This window comes from Sphingobium sp. FG11, assembly GCF_057809915.1.
This window is the reverse complement of record NZ_JBMDKW010000001.1, coordinates 291440-307572: the sequence shown is the minus strand read 5'-3', so window position 1 is coordinate 307572 and position 16133 is coordinate 291440. Positions and strand designations below refer to the sequence as shown.

The window sequence follows — 16133 nt, the reverse complement described above, 5'->3', positions numbered from 1 at the left end:
ACACGCTCGGAGCGGCCGGAAGCCGACCGTCCCCTTTCCACCCTTCTCCGCCATTAGCGATCTCACCTAAACCGCGCTCAGTCCCGCATCGGCCAGCCCGCGCCACAGGTGAAGCGCCTGCACACTTTCCCTGACGTCATGCACCCGCACCATCTGCGCGCCTTGTTCCGCCGCCCGGAACGCCAGCGCGACCGATCCACCCAGCCGGTCGGTGGAGACCGCCTCGTTTGACAGCGCCCCGATCAACCGCTTGCGGCTACCCGCGAACAATAGCGGCACGCCAAGACCCTGAAAGGTCGCAAGCCAATTCACCAGCGCCAGATTATCCGCCAGCGACTTGCCGAAACCCAGCCCCGGATCGACCATGATCCGCGCGCGCGATATGCCTGCCGCCTCCGCCGCCGCGATCCGGGCCTCCAGAAAGTCGAACACATCCGCCACGACATCGCCATAGCCTTGCGGGTTCTCGTGCGGATCGTCTCCGGCCGACGGCGCATGCATCAATATCACCGGACAGCCGGACGCCGCCGCCACCTCCAGGCTGCGCGGGTCATGCCGCAGCGCGCTCACATCGTTGATGACCGCCGCTCCGGCCGCGGCCGCCGCCTCCATCACCGCCGCCTTGCGGGTATCCACCGACACCGGCACCCCAGCCGCCGCCAGCCGCTCGATCACCGGCACGATGCGGGCGATCTCGTCGCCTTCCCACACTTTCACCGCGCGCGGACGTGTGGATTCGCCACCCACATCGACCAGCGCCGCGCCCGCCGCCGCCATCGCGAAGCCCGCATCCGCCGCACCCTGCGGATCGCCGATATGTTTGCCGCCATCGGAAAAACTGTCGGGCGTGACATTCAGGATGCCCATCACCTGCGGCGCATCGAAGCGGATCATCCGCTCGCCCAGCGCCAGCGGCGCACGCGTCGCGGAAATATTCGCCGCCAGCCGCAATGCCCGCTCGCCGAGCGCATCGGGCAAGGTCGCCACCACCGCCGCGAACTCCGCGACCGGCACCGTCACCCGCGCCAGCCGCTGCCCGCCTTTCAGCGCCGTAATCTCATAGCCCTGAAACCAGATCAGCCCACTGCCCGTCCGCGCCGCCGCGCCATCGGGCAGGCCGAAGGGTGACGGCACGAACCAGACCGGCCGCAGGTAGAGCCGGGCGTCGGCGGGAATGTTGGGCGATATCGGCATATAATGGCTCCGTCATCGCCACACAGAATGGACCGGCATCAAGGCTCGTTCGCCAGCAAATAATTCTGCCGCAGCGTGTCGATCGGCTTCAGCGCGCCCTCGACCTCATGATGCCAGAAGGTCCAGCCATTGCAGCTCGGCGCGCCCTGCAATGTCGCTCCCATCTTATGGATCGACCCGCTGTCCGCGCCGACGCTCAGCGATCCGTCTGCCCGTACCGTTGCGCTCCAGCGGCGCTTCACATCGGTCAGAACCGCGCCGGGGGTCAGATAGCCGGTCTCGACCAGCGTGCCGAACGCGACCTTGGGCTGCGACCGCGCGCTCTGCATGATGGTGAGCGCGGATTCATCGAGGGGCAGCGCCGCCTCGATCCGCTCCAGCGCCACCTCGATATAGCTATCCTCGCGCTCGATGCCGATCCATTTGCGCCCCAGCCGCTTGGCGACCGCGCCGGTCGTGCCGGTGCCGAAAAACGGATCAAGCACGACATTGCCCGGCTTCGTGCAGGCCAGCATCACGCGATAAAGCAGCGCCTCGGGCTTTTGCGTCGGATGCGCCTTTGTGCCGCCGCGCTTCAACCGCTCCTGCCCGCCGCAGATCGGCAGCACCCAGTCCGATCGCATCTGCAATTCATCGTTCAGCGTTTTCATTGCCTTATAGTTGAACGTGTAGCGCGCATCTTCGCCCTGACTGGCCCAGATCAGCGTTTCATGCGCGTTGGTAAAGCGCGTGCCCTTGAAATTGGGCATGGGATTGGCCTTGCGCCAGATGATGTCGTTGAGGATCCAGAACCCTTCATCCTGCAAAGCAGCCCCGACGCGGAAGATGTTGTGATAACTACCGATTACCCAGATCGTGCCATCGGGTTTCAGGATACGCCGCGCCTCCGCCAACCACGCCTGGGTGAAGCGGTCATAGGCGGCCAGCGTGTCGAACTTGTCCCAGTCATTATCGACCGCATCGACGCGCCCGCCTTCCGGCCGGAACAGGTCGCCGCCCAGTTGCAGATTATAGGGCGGGTCGGCGAAGATCATGTCGACACAGCCATCGGGCAGCTTCGCCATCTCCGCGATGCAATCGCCCCGCAGCAGCCGGTCCGCCTCGATCGCCACCGCCGGGGTCGTCACGACCGCCTTTTTCCGCCGCGTGCCGACGCGCTCCATCACACCCATTAACCAACCCCCGTTTCGTCCGAGACCTAGCGATGAGTCCTCGGGAGTCCGGCGTCAAGATCAGCCACTTGCTCCGAATTTCGTTAACCATCGCGGCTTAGCGCGTACGATCGGGCACACCCACGACATATTGAGTCGCATGTCGGCCCGAGACTCAATATCAGGTGGTGTTGCTCCAAAGACTCACGCCTGCGCTCGGACGATATTTTTTTGACGGGGTGGCGAAATGGCGGTCGACTAACGACCCCGCTTGACCAACTCATAACCCTGTGATTATGAAACCAGCATGACAACAGGGTTAACCGAAGGAGCCGAGGCGACCGCCAGCGACGCCATTTTCAAGGCGCTGTCGGACGGCACGCGGCGCGGCCTGCTCGAATATCTGGTGCGGGAGGGCGAACAGAGCGTCCACGCGCTCACCGCCATTTCTGGCGTGTCGCAACCGATGGTGTCGCGCCATATGGCAAAGCTGCGCCGCGCCGACCTCGTCACCGTCCGCCGGGCCGGGCGCGAGACCTGGTACACCGCGCGGGCCAAGGGCATGGCCCCGGTCGTCCGCTGGATGGCGCAATATGGCGCGCTCTGGTCCCAGCGCTTCGTCGCGCTGGAGGAATTGGGCGAGCCGGCTTAAGTTGTTTGGAAATGCGCCCTTTCGCGCCTTTTCAAAAAGCCGCTTACAACAGCACCAGTTGCGCGACCGGGCCGAAGCTGCGCCGGTGCAGCGGCGTCGGCCCATGTTCGCGCAGCGCCGCCAGATGTCGGGCACTGCCATAGCCCTTGTTCGTATCCCAGCCATAATGGGGATGGTCGGCCGCCGCCGCGATCATCATCCGGTCGCGTTCTTCCTTGGCCAGGATCGACGCGGCGGCGATCGACAGGCATTTCGCATCCCCCTCCACGACGGCCGTCGAGGCCCAGCGCCATTGCGGGCAGCGGTTTCCGTCCACCAGCACATGCGTGCAATCGGCGCTCAACGCCTCCATCGCCCGCGTCATCGCCAGCATCGTCGCCCACAGGATGTTGATCGTATCGATCTCCTCCACGCTCGCCATGCCGATACCCCAGCACACCGCCTTTTTCTTGATGAGCGGCTCCAGCTCCGCCCGCCGCGCGGCGGTCAATTGCTTGCTGTCATTCAGGCCCTTGGGCGCAGTGCGCGGATTGAGGATGACCGCCGCGGCCACCACCGGCCCTGCCAGCGGTCCCCTGCCCGCCTCGTCCACCCCGGCGACCAGCCCCGGATGATGGCGCTTTTCGTGCGAGAAATCAGGCATCGTCGGCAAAGCCCAACGGCACGCCCATCGGTCCATGGCCACCGCCAAGACCGGGTGCGCAGAGGATAGCAGCGTGCACATACGCGCGGGCGCGTTCTATGGCATTTTCTATCGTAATGCCTTTTCCCAAGCCGGTGGCAATCGCGCTCGCCAAAGTGCAACCTGTGCCATGAGTGTGCACCGTGTTGATACGAGGGGAATCCCAAAATCGTTCACCCCAGCCTGCCGCATCCAACTGGTAGAGCATGTCGAACACGCGGTCCGCATTTACATAGTGGAAGGGTTGGCCATCAACAGCCGTTCCTTGAGTCTCCCCGGCCATGATGAAGTGTCCGCCCTTGGCTAGCAAAGCTTTACAACCGGTGCGGATCATGATCGTTTCAGCGGCCTGCGCTTGTCCCACTTCATCATCGAAAACGTGACCCGCCAACGCCTCCATTTCAGGCTTATTCGGCGTCACCAGCGTCGCCATCGCCATCAACCGCTCGAACGCCGCGATCGTCCCGGCGTCTGCCAGCATCGACCCGCTCGTCGCCACCATCACCGGGTCAAAGATGATCGGCACGCCCGCTAAAGCCGCCAGCCGATCCGCCACCGCCGTCGCGGTCGCCGCGCTGCCGATCATGCCGATCTTCACCGCATCAACGCCGATATCGCCGATCACGCTGTCCATCTGCGTCAGCACCATTTCGGTCGGCACGGGGTGCACCGCCTGCACCCCCAGCGTGTTCTGCGCGGTGATCGCGGTGATCGCGGTCATGGCATGGCCGCCCAGCATCGTGACGGTCTTGATATCCGCCTGAATACCCGCGCCCCCGCCGCTGTCGGACCCGGCGATGATGAGAATGCGCGCCGGCCTCATCCCCCGTATCGCCGCGCCGTCGCGGCCGGATGATCCGCCAGCGCCTTGCCCATGCGCGTTGGCCGGTCCATCAGCTCGCCACCGCAATTGGGGCAACGGTCGTCCAGCGCTTCGGCGCATGGCGCGCAAAAGCTGCATTCGAACGAACAGATGAACGCCCCCGGCGCGTCGGCGGGCAGATCGACGCCACAGCGCTCGCAATCGGGCCGCATCTCCAGCATTATGCCGCCGCCTTCTCGACCGCCGCACAGATACGGTCCACCACGTCGCGCACCTGATCCGCGCGGTCGCCTTCCGCCATCACGCGGATGACCGGCTCGGTGCCTGACGGGCGGATGACCAGCCGCCCCACGCCCGCCAGTTCCGCCTCCGCCTGCGCGATCACGCGCTGCACCTCGTCATGCTCCAGCGGCTTGCCCCCTGCAAAACGCACATTCTTCAGCAATTGCGGCACCGGATCGAACTGATGCAGCACCTCGCTCGCGGGCTTGCCCGATCGCACCAGCGCGGCCAGCACTTGCAAGGCGGCGACCGTCCCGTCCCCGGTCGTGCCATAATCGCTCAGGATCATGTGCCCCGACTGCTCGCCGCCGACATTGAAGCCGCCCTCGCGCATCCGCTCCAGCACATAGCGATCGCCCACCTTGGTCCGCTCCAGCCCGATGCCCCGCCCGCCCAGAAAGCGCTCCAGCCCCAGATTGGACATGACCGTCGCGACCAGCCCGCCGCCGCGCAACACCCCGTCGCGCGCGAAATTTGCAGCGATCAGCGCCATGATCTGGTCGCCGTCGACGATCTGGCCCTTCTCATCCACCACGATCAGGCGATCCGCGTCACCATCGAGCGCGATGCCGATATCTGCGCCCGACGACACCACCGTCTCCTGACACAGCATCGGCGCGGTCGAACCGCAGCCATCATTGATGTTGGTGCCATTGGGATTGACCCCGACCGCGACCACGCTCGCGCCCAGCTCCCACAGCGCAGATGGCGCGACCTGATAGGCGGCGCCATTGGCGCAATCGATCACGATCTTGAGGCCGTCGAGCCGCAGATCGGCGGGAAAGCTGGATTTGACCGCGTGGATATAGCGGCCGCGCGCATCCTCGACCCGGCGCGCGCGCCCGATGTCCGGCGATGCCGCGAGCGGGATATCCTGATCCAGCAGCGCCTCGATCTTCAGCTCATCCTCGTCGGACAGCTTGTAACCGTCCGGCCCGAACAGCTTGATGCCATTATCCTCATAGGGATTATGGCTGGCGGAAATCATCACGCCCAGATCCGCGCGCATCGAATGGGCGAGCAGGGCGACGGCAGGCGTCGGGATCGGGCCGAACTGCACCACGTCCATGCCCACGGCGGTAAAGCCTGCCACCAGCGCATTTTCCACCATATAGCCCGACAGGCGCGTATCCTTGCCGATGACGACGCGGTGGCGATGGGCGCCGCGCTGGAAATGCGTGCCCGCCGCCATGCCGACCTTCATCGCCAGCGCGGCGGTCATCGGCCATGCGTTGGTGCGTCCGCGAATGCCGTCGGTGCCGAAATATCGTCTGCTCACATTTGCCTCGCCACGGTGGGAACCCAAACTACCCTGCCGTCCGGACATAGCAATATAAGGCGGCTTTGCCATCATGGAGAGCGCCTCCACATGCCCATAAAAAAGCCCCGCCGATGAAGGCGGGGCGATCAGTTTTGGCTGGGAGCCGTATCGTTTTAGATTTTGTCGCCAAGCGCGCCCTTGACCGAGCCTTTGACGTCCTGCGCCGTGCCCTTGGCCTTCTGCGCAGCGCCTTCCGCGACCAGATCCGGGTTGTTGGTGTGCTCGCCAATGCTTTCCTTGACGGCGCCGGCGGCCTTGTTGCCCGCGGCCTTCACCTTGTCGGTAAACTCACCCATGATAATCTCCTTCGCGTTGATATCATGGGTTAAACGACCAAGGCGGGCGACGGTTTCTATCGGATCGGAAACGTAACAGATTAAATTGTCGCAACTTTTCTCCGCGCAACGAAAAAGGGGCCGGAAAACCGGCCCCTCTCGTACATCGGATAGAAGAACGAATCAGCGCTTCGAGAACTGGAAGCTCTTGCGCGCCTTCGCCTTGCCGTATTTCTTACGTTCTACGGTGCGGCTGTCGCGGGTCAGGAAGCCTTCGGCCTTCACCGCGCTGCGCAGCGCCGGCTCATACTTCGTCAGCGCCTGGGCGATGCCATGCTTGACCGCACCGGCCTGACCCGAAAGCCCGCCGCCCTTGACGGTGGCGATGACGTCATACTGGCCGGTCCGATCGGTGACGGTGAACGGCTGGTTCAGCACCAGACGCAGCGTCGGACGGGCGAAATAGATTTCCTGATCGCGGCCATTGACCGTGACCTTGCCGGTGCCGGGCTTCACCCACACGCGGGCGACGGCATCCTTGCGGCGGCCGGTGGCATAGGCGCGGCCGAGACCGTCGATTTCCTGCGGACGCAGCGGCATGGTCGAAACCGGCGGCGCGATCGGCGCTGCGGTGACTTCGTCGGCGACGGCGGACGCGGCGACCGGCGCAACAGCGGCTTCGGTCGTCAGGCTGGCGAGGTCGGACAGGGACTGGCGGTTATCGGACATTATGCACCCACCTTGTTCTTGCGGTTGCGCGATGCGAAGTCGATGACTTCGGGGTTCTGCGCTTCATGCGGATGCTCGGCGCCGGCGAAAACGCGCAGGTTGCGCATCTGCTGGCGGCCCAGCGGACCACGGGGAATCATGCGCTCAATGGCTTTTTCCAGAACGCGCTCGGGGAAACGGCCTTCCAGGATCTTGGCGGGCGTGGTTTCCTTGATGCCGCCGGCATAGCCGGTGTGCTTGTAGTAAACCTTGTCGTTCAGCTTCTTGCCGGTGAACTTCACCTTGCCCGCATTGACGATGATGACATTGTCACCGCAATCGACATGGGGCGTAAAGCTGGTCTTGTGCTTGCCGCGCAAAATGTTCGCAACGGTCGAAGCCAGGCGGCCGACGACGAGACCTTCCGCGTCGATCAGCACCCATTTCTTTTCCACGGTCGCCGGCGTGGCCGACTTCGTGGTCTTCATCAGCGCCTTCATGGTGCCAATTCTCCAGAATGAAATATGAACCAGACACCCTGACGGCGTCCGGAAGATGGGCGCTAATGACGGTGCAGGCCGCGCAAGTCAAGAGATTCGGCGCGATTCCTGACGGGTAAAATAATACCTCTCAGCGAAAGCGCCGCATTCCCACCGCATGCGCGCCCCACGCCGCGCTCGCCACCACCAGCGCGCCGACCGCCTGATGCAGCGCCGCCAGCGGCAGGGCGATGCCGCTCAGCACCGTCGCGATGCCCAGCGCGATCTGCGTCCCCACCGCCGCATTAATCGCGATCGAGGGTCCGCGCGCGCCCGCCCGCCTCGCCCGGCGCGCGAGCAGGATCAGCATCGCCGCCGCGACCCACGCCCACCAGCGATGGATGAAGTGCACAAGATAGGGGTCGGACGAGAGCGTCGCCCACAGCGACCCTGCCCACGCGATCCCCTGCGGCACAAGATGGTCGTTCATCAGCGGCCATGTGTTCGATACATAGCCCGCATCCAGCCCGGCGGTGAACGCGCCGAACATCAGCTGCACCAGCAGCACGACCAGCGCCGCCGCCGCAAAGCCCGTCATCCGCGCGGGCTTCGCGCCCCGGTCCCGCACCAGCGCGAACAGGTCGAGCGCGGTCCAGATCAGCCCGCCCATGATGAACAGCGCCGTCAACAGATGCACGGCCAGCCGGTAATGGCTGACATCGGTGCGCACCGAAAGGCCCGATTTGACCATCCACCAGCCGATCGCCCCCTGCAATCCGCCCAGCGCGAGCAGCGCGACGAGGCGCGGGCCATAGCCCGCCGGAATAGCCCGCTTCCACGCGAACCAGATGAGCGGCAGCGCAAACACGACCCCGATCAGCCGCCCAATCAGCCGGTGCAACCACTCCCAGAAAAAGATGAACTGGAAATCGGACAGGCTCATGCCCTTGTTGATTTCCTGATATTCGGGGATCTTCTGATAGTCGCGAAATGCGTCCATCCACTGATCATGCGTCAACGGCGGGATAGCCCCGGCAATCGGCTTCCACTGCGTAATCGACAGGCCCGATTCGGTCAGCCGGGTGATGCCGCCGACGACCACCATGGCAAACACCATGGCGGCGGCGACAAGCAGCCAGCGGGCGATGGCGACGGGCCGGGTTTGGCGGCTGGCGGGGCGGCGGAGGGAAGCGATCATGGATCGGCTCATGCGCCGCCCGGCGTGGCGATTCAAGAGCGTCGCTGTGGACAAATAGTCTCAGCAGCCCCCAATCAATAGCGTACGATCCCGGCCATCAGCTCGGCACAGACGGGATAGCCCAGATGCGACGGGATGCACAGGAACCGCTCGCCCTCCCGCTCCTCGATCCACGGGCGGACCTTCTCCACCGGAATGGCGAGCGCATGGGCGGCCAGCTGATCGAACCGCTCGAACTGCGCCAGCCGTTCGAGATTGCGCAAGGTCGGGAAAATGATGTGGTGCGCCCCCGCACGATAGCCCGCGAGCATCTCGGCGGCGCTGCGCCAGAACAGCGCGACATTCTCCGAAGCGTCCGCACGCGCGACCTGATCTTCGGGCGCGCGGGCGAGGTAGAAGCGCGCATCATACACGCGCGTCATCTTCTCCCCCTTCGCCGGGTGCCAGCGCGCGAACGGCACGAGCTGGTCGAGCGCCAGCCCGATCCCGCGCGCCGCCAGCAAATCGCCCAGCGCCTGCCCCGCCCCGAGACCCGCGCGGATCGCCGTCAGCACCTCGCCATCGACCGGCCCGGTCAGCCCGACACCCAGCCCGCATTCCTCCAGCGTCTCGCGAATGGCGGCGATCCGCGCCGCCGCCTCATCCAGTTCATATTCGCCCGCAAAAGCCGCCGCCAATGCGCGGTCGGTGTCATCGACCCCGCCACCGGGAAAGACGATCGCCCCCGCTGCGAACGCCATGGTGGCCGCCCGCTCCATCATCAGCAATTGCGCCGGTCCCACCGGCACATCCCGCACGATCACGATCGTCGCCGCCGGTCGCCCCTGATCCGTGGCGGTTTCCAGATTCGCGCCCGTCATCGCCGCGCCTCCACAAAGGATGCGCGGCGCGGCTGCGCCAGCGCCACCTTCTGCCCCAGTTCACGCTCCAGCATCATCATCATCCATGCCCTGTGGCGGCCCAGAAAGTCCGCAAATCCATCTGGCCGCGCTGGGTCAAAGGTCGGCGCCTGCCAGTCCGCTACCGGCTCCTTATAGTCCGGCATGACCAGCCCGTCCTCATCGTCGGGCAGATCGACATGACGGCCAAGATAGCTGTTCCCCTTGAACCGGATGAAGGCGGCGGGGGCGAAACCGGCGGCGATCAGATAGTCCGGCCCGCTGCGTCCGACCTCATGCCCGTAACGCGCCGCCCCCGCCACCTTGAGCGCATTGTTGCGGAACCGCACGTCGCGCGCCCATCCGTCCCATTGCGTCGCCACCACCATCTGCACATCCTTGCCCGCGCCGACATAGACGATATTCTTCTCGACCAGCGCGTCCGAGACATTGCCCGAAAGCTGGAAGATGCGGCTTCCGTCATTCCGGCTGACGTTGAACCGGGCGACCGTGCCGCGATTCCCCAGATTATCCTTCTCATTATATCGCGGCGAACAGATCAGCAGGAAGCCGCCCGCATTGTCGTGGCTATAATTATACTGGATCGTGGTGCGGCGGCTGTTGAAGTCGGAATCGAACCCCTGCCCGTCATAGCGCGTCCGGGTAAAGGCCGATTCATTGAGCTGGATCAGACTGTTGTCCGTGCTCCATTGCCAGATGCCCGCGCTATAGCCCGGCGCGCGTCCGCCCGCCTGCCGCACGATATTATGTTCGACCAGCGCGCCGTCCGTGCCGCGCGGCACGATGCCGTCGCCGCCGATATCCTCCAGAAAATTGTCGCGGATCACCAGCTTCTCGCTCGGAAACCAGTCGGCGGCGGACACCCGGTCGCTGATCCCGGCAATGCCCGAGCGGTCGACCCGCCAGATGATATTGCGTTCGATGACGAGGTCATGGAAGCGCGTCCGCAACAGCGACCCCGTGGCGCGGAACACGATCCCGCCATTATCTTTGCGCTCGTTGGTCCCGCGCACATCATGCACATAAAAATCGCTGACCCGGATGCCGCGCGTCACGCCCCGATTGTCCGCCGACACCAGCACGCCATAGCGCGGCCCGGCGGGCGGGCCGTCATTGGTCACTTCCAGCCCGCTGACAGCGACATATTCGACGTTCAGCAAGGCGACCGCATGCGGCGACACGCCGCCCGCATCGATGCGCGGCCGGGGTCCCGTGCCCGTCGCCCCCACGATGATCGGTGCATTGGCGCGCCCCGACCGGGTCAGCGTCAGCGGCTCCTTCCACGCCGACCCGGCGTTCAGCAGCACCCGGTCGCCCGGCTTCAACGGATAGTCCCGCACCCGCGCCAGCGACCGCCACGGCCGGTCGAGCGCCGTGCCCGGCGCGGCGTCATCCCCCTTGTTCGCATCGACATAATAAGTCTCGGCTCGGGCGACAGATGAAAAACCACCGCCGAACATGCCGACCGTCAAGAACAGGAATGATATTTTCTGTATATTTTGTCGCGTAATCGGCATGAAATAGTCGCTATAGCCTTTCCAATATGGCGCATTGCCAATTTAACCTGAACTATCCTGCCTATATGTCGGTTAACCCTGGCTGAAGATCAAGCGCGCTCACCCCTGAACCCCTCCCGTCCCCACGCGTTAGGGGTGGCAGAGGAGATCGGCAATGCCAGACAATCATCAGGATATGATCCACGAGGACGCCCTGCCCGGCCATGAATCCCGGCTCGACCCCAAGCCCGAATGGGAACCGCGCTACCCCGGTTCCGGGCGTCTCGACGGCAAGGTCGCGCTTATCACCGGCGCGGACAGCGGCATCGGCCGCGCCGTCGCCGCGCTCTACGCCCGCGAAGGCGCTGACGTCGCGATCCTCTACCTCTGCGAACATGATGATGCGAAGAAAACAGCGCGGATCGTCGAGGCGGAGGGGCGGCAGGCGCTCACCATCGCCGGCGATATCGGCGACAAGAGCTTTTGCGACGATGCCGTGGCCCAGGTCATTCAGCGCTTCGGCCGGCTCGACATTCTCGTCAACAATGCGGGCGAACAGCATCCCGACAAGGATATTACCGACATCACCGAAGACCAGCTTCGCCGCACCTTCCAGACCAACATCTTCGGCATGTTCTTCCTGACGCAGGCGGCGCGGCCTCATCTTAAAAAAGGCGCGGCGATCGTCAATTGCACCAGCGTCACCATGTATCAGGGGTCATCGGAACTGCTCGACTATTCGAGCACGAAGGGCGCGATCACCGCCTTCACCCGCAGTCTGTCGGAAAATCTGGTGAAGGACGGCATCCGCGTGAACGCCGTCGCCCCCGGTCCGATCTGGACCCCGCTCAACCCGTCCGGTGGCGCAAGCCCTGAAAAGCTGGAGCATTTCGGCGAATCGACTCCCATGGGCCGCCCCGGCCAGCCCAATGAGGTCGCCCCCGCCTTCCTGTTCCTCGCCTGCGACGACGCCAGCTATATGTCGGGCCAGGTACTCCACCCCAATGGCGGCACGATCGTCAACGGATAGGGGGTGTGACAATGCACGGATGAGCGCATTTCCAAGGTCGCCCTGAAAGCGTGCAAAAAGGGGCGTGGCGCGTCTTGCGGGACGCCACGCCCCTTCACATCGAAAGCCGCGCCGATCTCCCCCGATCGGCAGCGCCCTTCAAACGCTCAGTTCGCTTTGCTCAAATCCACCTTCTCCACCCATTCGGGGTAGAAGGTCGGTTCGCGATTGGACCAGCCCGCCGCCGTCGCCGCCGCCTCGCTGATCGATTGCAGTAACAGCCGCCGCTTGTCGGGATGCAGATGCGGCAGGCTCGCCGCCGCACAGAAGGCGCCCGGCAACCATGGCCGCGCGCCCGCGCCGATCAGCCGCTCATAGAGAAAGCGATAGGCGGAGAAGCTGCCCAGCCGGTCCTGCCCCAGATCGAAGGCGGAAATTGTCACCAGCGGCACCATGAACGGCTCCACCTGTTCCAGCCCGCTATCGTCGGGCACATGCAATTTGATGTCATCGAGCCGCCCGTAAATGCGCGCCTGCGCCCGGATGCTGGCTTCCTCGACCATGTCGCGGGACCATAGTTTCATCGCGTCGCGCCGATGCAGGCCGATGTCCAGCGATCGCCGGATATAGCGCTGCGTGGCAGCGGGAAAACTGGCGAACTCTCGTAACTCAGCCAGGGTCACTTGCCCGTCCGCTGGTTTTGCACTCGTGCCCATTGCTCTGTTCCTCCGACTATAAGTCGATCGACAGAACATGCGCCCAACATGGTTACGGAAAGCTTAAGCGCCTGTTCCACCGCCATTCACAAGGAACAGATTTCCTTGTGCAGTGCAACATGATAATTTCATGAAATGCGATAAGCCGTTGAGAGTCTGTTTGGAAATGCGCGAAAATGCGCATTTCGAAGCCGCACCGGCCCTCACCCCCACCCGACCGCCCAGACATGGTATTCTGATGGGCGGCCGGGTGGGGGTGAGGGCCGGTGCGGATGCGCCTAAGGCGCATTTCCAAACAGACTCTGAGGCACGAGAAAAAATGGCCGACCTGCGCCCACTCATGCGCCCAGCCTCGCCCGCAATGTCACCCCGATGGTGCGCGGTTCGCTCGGCGTGCCGACGATCAGGCCGCTATTGCCCGCCTGCACCGTCAGATTCTGCATATAATCCTTGTTGAACAGGTTCCGCGTGAACAGCGCCACCTCCCATCGCGGCGAGCGATAGCCGATGCTGCCATTGACCAGCGTATAGCCCTTGATAATCATATAGGCGGAGCCGGACGCATCGCCGGTCCTCGTCCGCGTCACCGCATCGGCGCGCAGGAACGCCTCGCCCCCTCCGGCAAAGCCCAGCGGCGCATGCAGTTCGCCCCCCGCCGATCCCGCCCAGCGCGGCAGCCCCGGCATGCGCTGCCCGGTCAGGTCGCACGCCGCCGTCCCCGTGCCCGTCCGCTCGATCGGGCACGGCCCGGCGGGATAATCGGTGTAGGTGCCGCGCGCATAGGTCCCCGCCGCCCGCAGCGTCAGATGCTCGCCGACCCGCGCCGCGCCGTCGAACTCGATGCCCTTCACCGTCACTTTGGGAATATTGGCGAGATAGCTGCGCAACGCGACGACCGCCGCGCTATCGACCACATTCGCCTGAAAATCCTTCACCCGCGTATAATAAGCGTCGATGTTGAAGGTCAGCGTCCCGCCCAGCCAGCGCGTCTTGAGGCCGACCTCATAGGTCATGTTCTTTTCCGGCCGCACCGTCACCGTGCTCAGGATCGGGTCGCCATTGGCGTGGTCCGGCACATTGGCGGGATAGACCGGCAGGCCCGACATGTTGATGCCGCCCGATTTCTCGCCCTTCGCCGCGCTGGCATAGGCCATGACATCATCCGTCACATCATAGGCGATATTGACCCGGCCCGAAGCGCTGCCATCGCCCAGATGCGCGGCGTAGGACTGGCTGCGCAAAATGCTGTTCCTGTCGGCGATCAACGCGGGCGTCAGCCCCGTGGTCGGCCCGCCAAAGGCTGTGACGTCATACCGCCCGTCCTTCTCCTCATAGGTATAGCGCACGCCCCCGGTGATCGCGAGTCCGTAGACCGGCCGCCAAGTCACCTCGCCAAACACGCCATAGCTGCTCGTACGAAAATCGGTCGTGCCGTCGGTCTGATACCCGTCCAGCAGATTGGCCGGGCGACCGGCGGGCAACAGCCAGTAGGCGCCAAGCGGCCCATAAATGCTGATCGGATGGCCGACGATCTTCTGATGGAAATAATAAAGGCCCGCGACATAATCGATCCGGCCCGGATTGGCCGATCCGATGCGGAATTCCTGGCTATACTGGTCCTGGCGCGAAGGAATATGCTGCGTCGTCTGGATATGCAGCCCGGTATAGTCGCGGTCGTTCGCCGCATCCCATGTCCAGAAGCGCAAAGCCGAAATCGACGTCAGCACCACCCCACCGGTTTTCCATTCCGCCTTTGCCGATGCCCCGCCCTCCTGCGTGTCGACCCCCAGCGGCGCGTCATTATCCGTCACCCGGTCATAGGGATTGCGGGTCGGCGGCGCATAGGCTCCCCCCGGCGCATTGGCGGCCAGCGCCGCATAGCGCTGCGCGGCGGGCTTGAGCGTCGGCGCGACCCGGACGAACACCTGCGCGCAGCAACCATTCCTCAAGTTCGACCAGTCACCGATCAGCCGCAGCGAAAAATCGCTGGTCGGCTGATAGAGCAACTGCCCCCGGATCGCGTCGTTATGGATATTATTCTGGCGCTCGTCCCGGCGGATATTGTCGATAGTTCCATCCTGCCGCGTCACCGATCCCGAGAGCCGTAACGCCAGCGTATCGCTGATCGGTCCCGTCACCGCTGCCTTCGCCTGCACGAAATCGCGGTTGCCGTAGGAAAGCTCGCCCTCTGCCGCGAACTCGAAGCGCGGCGCCTTGCTAATGATGGCGATGGCGCCCGCAATCGTATTCTTGCCGAACAGTGTCCCCTGAGGCCCGCGCAGCACCTCGACCCGCTCTATATCGGTAAAGTCGAACGCCGCCGTCGCGGGCCGAGCGTGATAGACCCCGTCCACATAAAAGCCCACGCCCGGCTCCAGCCCGTCATTGGCCTGGCTCACCGCGACGACGCTCGGCCCCAACCCCCGGATGGTGAAGGCCGTGTTGCGGGGATTGGCGGACGAATAATTGAGCGCGGGCACCAACTGGCTGAGTTGGCCGGTGTTGACGGTATAAGTCCGCGCCAACATATCCTCGCCGACGACGGTCAGCGCCACCGGCGCCTTCTGCGCATCCTCCGCCCGCAGCCGCGCCGTCACGATAATCGGCCCCGCCCCGCCGTCCGGCGCGCCATCATCCGGCGCAGCGCAAGCGGGAACGAACAGCGCCACAAAGCCCAGAAATACGCCGGTTTTCACCGCAGCGCGCTTCATCATATTGCCCCCGAACCTTGATCGAGGGCGCGATAGCGTGACGGGAAAGGATTCGCTATATACAATCGTATATAGCTATATTTATCCGACCGCCCGGTCCGAAGCCGGACAATCCGTCAGTGTCTCTGGTCCGGTTCCGCCTGAACCGGCAGCGGCTCGTCGCGCAGCAGCGCCAGCAATGCGCCTTCATGCCCCCCCGCCGCCTCGCCGATCGCGGCCTGCAAAGCGCGGTAAAGCTGCAAGATTCGCGTCCCCGCATCGGTCAGCCGCGCCCCGCCGCTATGGGTCGCGACCAGCGGCGATGCCCAGCAGCGGTTCATGACATCCACCAGCATCCAGCACCGGCGATAGCTCATCCGCAACGCGCGTCCAGCGGCGGAGATCGACCCCTCGCGCGCGATCGCGTCGAGCAGGTCCGCCTTGCCCGGTCCCATGGCGATATCCTCGCCGCAATAAATCTGAATCTTGATCCGGACAGCCGGGGTTCGGATGGTCGCGCCGCTCATTCCCGCCCTATGCCACGACCACCCGCGCGCG

General features: G+C 64.4%; 17 protein-coding genes. 2 read left to right on the top strand and 15 right to left on the bottom strand.

Annotated elements, in window-relative coordinates; all coding sequences use genetic code 11:
• Positions 1 to 66: 66 nt before the first annotated feature.
• Positions 67 to 1194, bottom strand: a complete 1128-nt coding sequence (gene folP, locus ACODSN_RS01595; protein WP_489052581.1) for a dihydropteroate synthase — start codon at positions 1192 to 1194, stop codon at positions 67 to 69.
• A 38-nt stretch (positions 1195 to 1232) separates the two neighbouring features.
• Positions 1233 to 2366, bottom strand: coding sequence for a site-specific DNA-methyltransferase (locus ACODSN_RS01590; RefSeq protein ID WP_489052580.1), 1134 nt, complete (start codon positions 2364 to 2366; stop codon positions 1233 to 1235).
• A 286-nt stretch (positions 2367 to 2652) separates the two neighbouring features.
• Between ACODSN_RS01590 and ACODSN_RS01585 the strand changes: the two genes are divergently transcribed.
• Positions 2653 to 2997: an ArsR/SmtB family transcription factor gene (locus ACODSN_RS01585; protein ID WP_489052579.1), complete on the top strand. Its 345-nt coding sequence runs from the start codon at positions 2653 to 2655 to the stop codon at positions 2995 to 2997.
• Between the two features lie 43 nt (positions 2998 to 3040).
• Here the strand turns inward: ACODSN_RS01585 and rnhB are convergent, their stop codons facing one another.
• From rnhB to ACODSN_RS01535, 10 genes are all read right to left on the bottom strand, one after another.
• Positions 3041 to 3640 carry a ribonuclease HII gene (rnhB, locus tag ACODSN_RS01580; protein ID WP_489052577.1) on the bottom strand — a complete coding sequence of 200 codons (600 nt, stop codon included), beginning with the start codon at positions 3638 to 3640 and terminating at the stop codon, positions 3041 to 3043.
• Positions 3633 to 4502 carry a bifunctional hydroxymethylpyrimidine kinase/phosphomethylpyrimidine kinase gene (gene thiD, locus ACODSN_RS01575; RefSeq protein ID WP_489052575.1) on the bottom strand — a complete coding sequence of 290 codons (870 nt, stop codon included), beginning with the start codon at positions 4500 to 4502 and terminating at the stop codon, positions 3633 to 3635. Before thiD ends, rnhB begins: the two co-directional genes overlap by 8 nt.
• Complete coding sequence (locus ACODSN_RS01570) at positions 4499 to 4723, bottom strand: DUF1272 domain-containing protein (RefSeq protein WP_489052573.1); 225 nt, start codon at positions 4721 to 4723, stop codon at positions 4499 to 4501. The genes thiD and ACODSN_RS01570 overlap by 4 nt, the downstream gene beginning before the upstream one ends.
• On the bottom strand, positions 4723 to 6063 hold the full coding sequence (gene glmM / locus ACODSN_RS01565; protein WP_489052571.1) for a phosphoglucosamine mutase: 1341 nt from the start codon (positions 6061 to 6063) through the stop codon (positions 4723 to 4725). Before glmM ends, ACODSN_RS01570 begins: the two co-directional genes overlap by 1 nt.
• A 155-nt stretch (positions 6064 to 6218) precedes the next feature.
• The gene (locus tag ACODSN_RS01560; RefSeq protein ID WP_489052569.1) at positions 6219 to 6401 is read right to left on the bottom strand and encodes a CsbD family protein; all 183 of its coding nucleotides are present in this window, start codon (positions 6399 to 6401) and stop codon (positions 6219 to 6221) included.
• 162 nt (positions 6402 to 6563) lie between these two features.
• Positions 6564 to 7109 carry a 30S ribosomal protein S9 gene (gene rpsI, locus ACODSN_RS01555; RefSeq protein WP_489052567.1) on the bottom strand — a complete coding sequence of 182 codons (546 nt, stop codon included), beginning with the start codon at positions 7107 to 7109 and terminating at the stop codon, positions 6564 to 6566.
• A complete protein-coding gene (rplM, locus tag ACODSN_RS01550; protein WP_489052566.1) occupies positions 7109 to 7588 on the bottom strand; it encodes a 50S ribosomal protein L13 in 480 nt (159 codons plus the stop codon). The genes rpsI and rplM overlap by 1 nt, the downstream gene beginning before the upstream one ends.
• Before the next feature lie 130 nt (positions 7589 to 7718).
• Positions 7719 to 8765: a COX15/CtaA family protein gene (locus ACODSN_RS01545; RefSeq protein WP_489052564.1), complete on the bottom strand. Its 1047-nt coding sequence runs from the start codon at positions 8763 to 8765 to the stop codon at positions 7719 to 7721.
• A 74-nt stretch (positions 8766 to 8839) separates the two neighbouring features.
• On the bottom strand, positions 8840 to 9625 hold the full coding sequence (locus tag ACODSN_RS01540) for an NUDIX hydrolase (RefSeq protein ID WP_489052563.1): 786 nt from the start codon (positions 9623 to 9625) through the stop codon (positions 8840 to 8842).
• Positions 9622 to 11136 carry a right-handed parallel beta-helix repeat-containing protein gene (locus ACODSN_RS01535; protein ID WP_489052561.1) on the bottom strand — a complete coding sequence of 505 codons (1515 nt, stop codon included), beginning with the start codon at positions 11134 to 11136 and terminating at the stop codon, positions 9622 to 9624. The genes ACODSN_RS01540 and ACODSN_RS01535 overlap by 4 nt, the downstream gene beginning before the upstream one ends.
• Before the next feature lie 199 nt (positions 11137 to 11335).
• Here ACODSN_RS01535 and ACODSN_RS01530 point away from each other — a divergent pair, with 199 nt between their 5' ends.
• Positions 11336 to 12190: a glucose 1-dehydrogenase gene (locus tag ACODSN_RS01530; protein WP_489052560.1), complete on the top strand. Its 855-nt coding sequence runs from the start codon at positions 11336 to 11338 to the stop codon at positions 12188 to 12190.
• Positions 12191 to 12336: 146 nt separating this feature from the next.
• Here the strand turns inward: ACODSN_RS01530 and ACODSN_RS01525 are convergent, their stop codons facing one another.
• The 3 genes from ACODSN_RS01525 to ACODSN_RS01515 all read right to left on the bottom strand — a co-directional run bounded on the left by ACODSN_RS01525 (position 12337) and on the right by ACODSN_RS01515 (position 16102).
• Complete coding sequence (locus ACODSN_RS01525; protein WP_489052559.1) at positions 12337 to 12885, bottom strand: hypothetical protein; 549 nt, start codon at positions 12883 to 12885, stop codon at positions 12337 to 12339.
• Between the two features lie 338 nt (positions 12886 to 13223).
• Positions 13224 to 15599 (bottom strand): TonB-dependent receptor, encoded by a 2376-nt coding sequence (locus tag ACODSN_RS01520; protein WP_489052558.1) that lies wholly within the window; start codon positions 15597 to 15599, stop codon positions 13224 to 13226.
• Between the two features lie 113 nt (positions 15600 to 15712).
• On the bottom strand, positions 15713 to 16102 hold the full coding sequence (locus tag ACODSN_RS01515) for a winged helix-turn-helix domain-containing protein (protein WP_489052557.1): 390 nt from the start codon (positions 16100 to 16102) through the stop codon (positions 15713 to 15715).
• Positions 16103 to 16133: the final 31 nt, after the last annotated feature.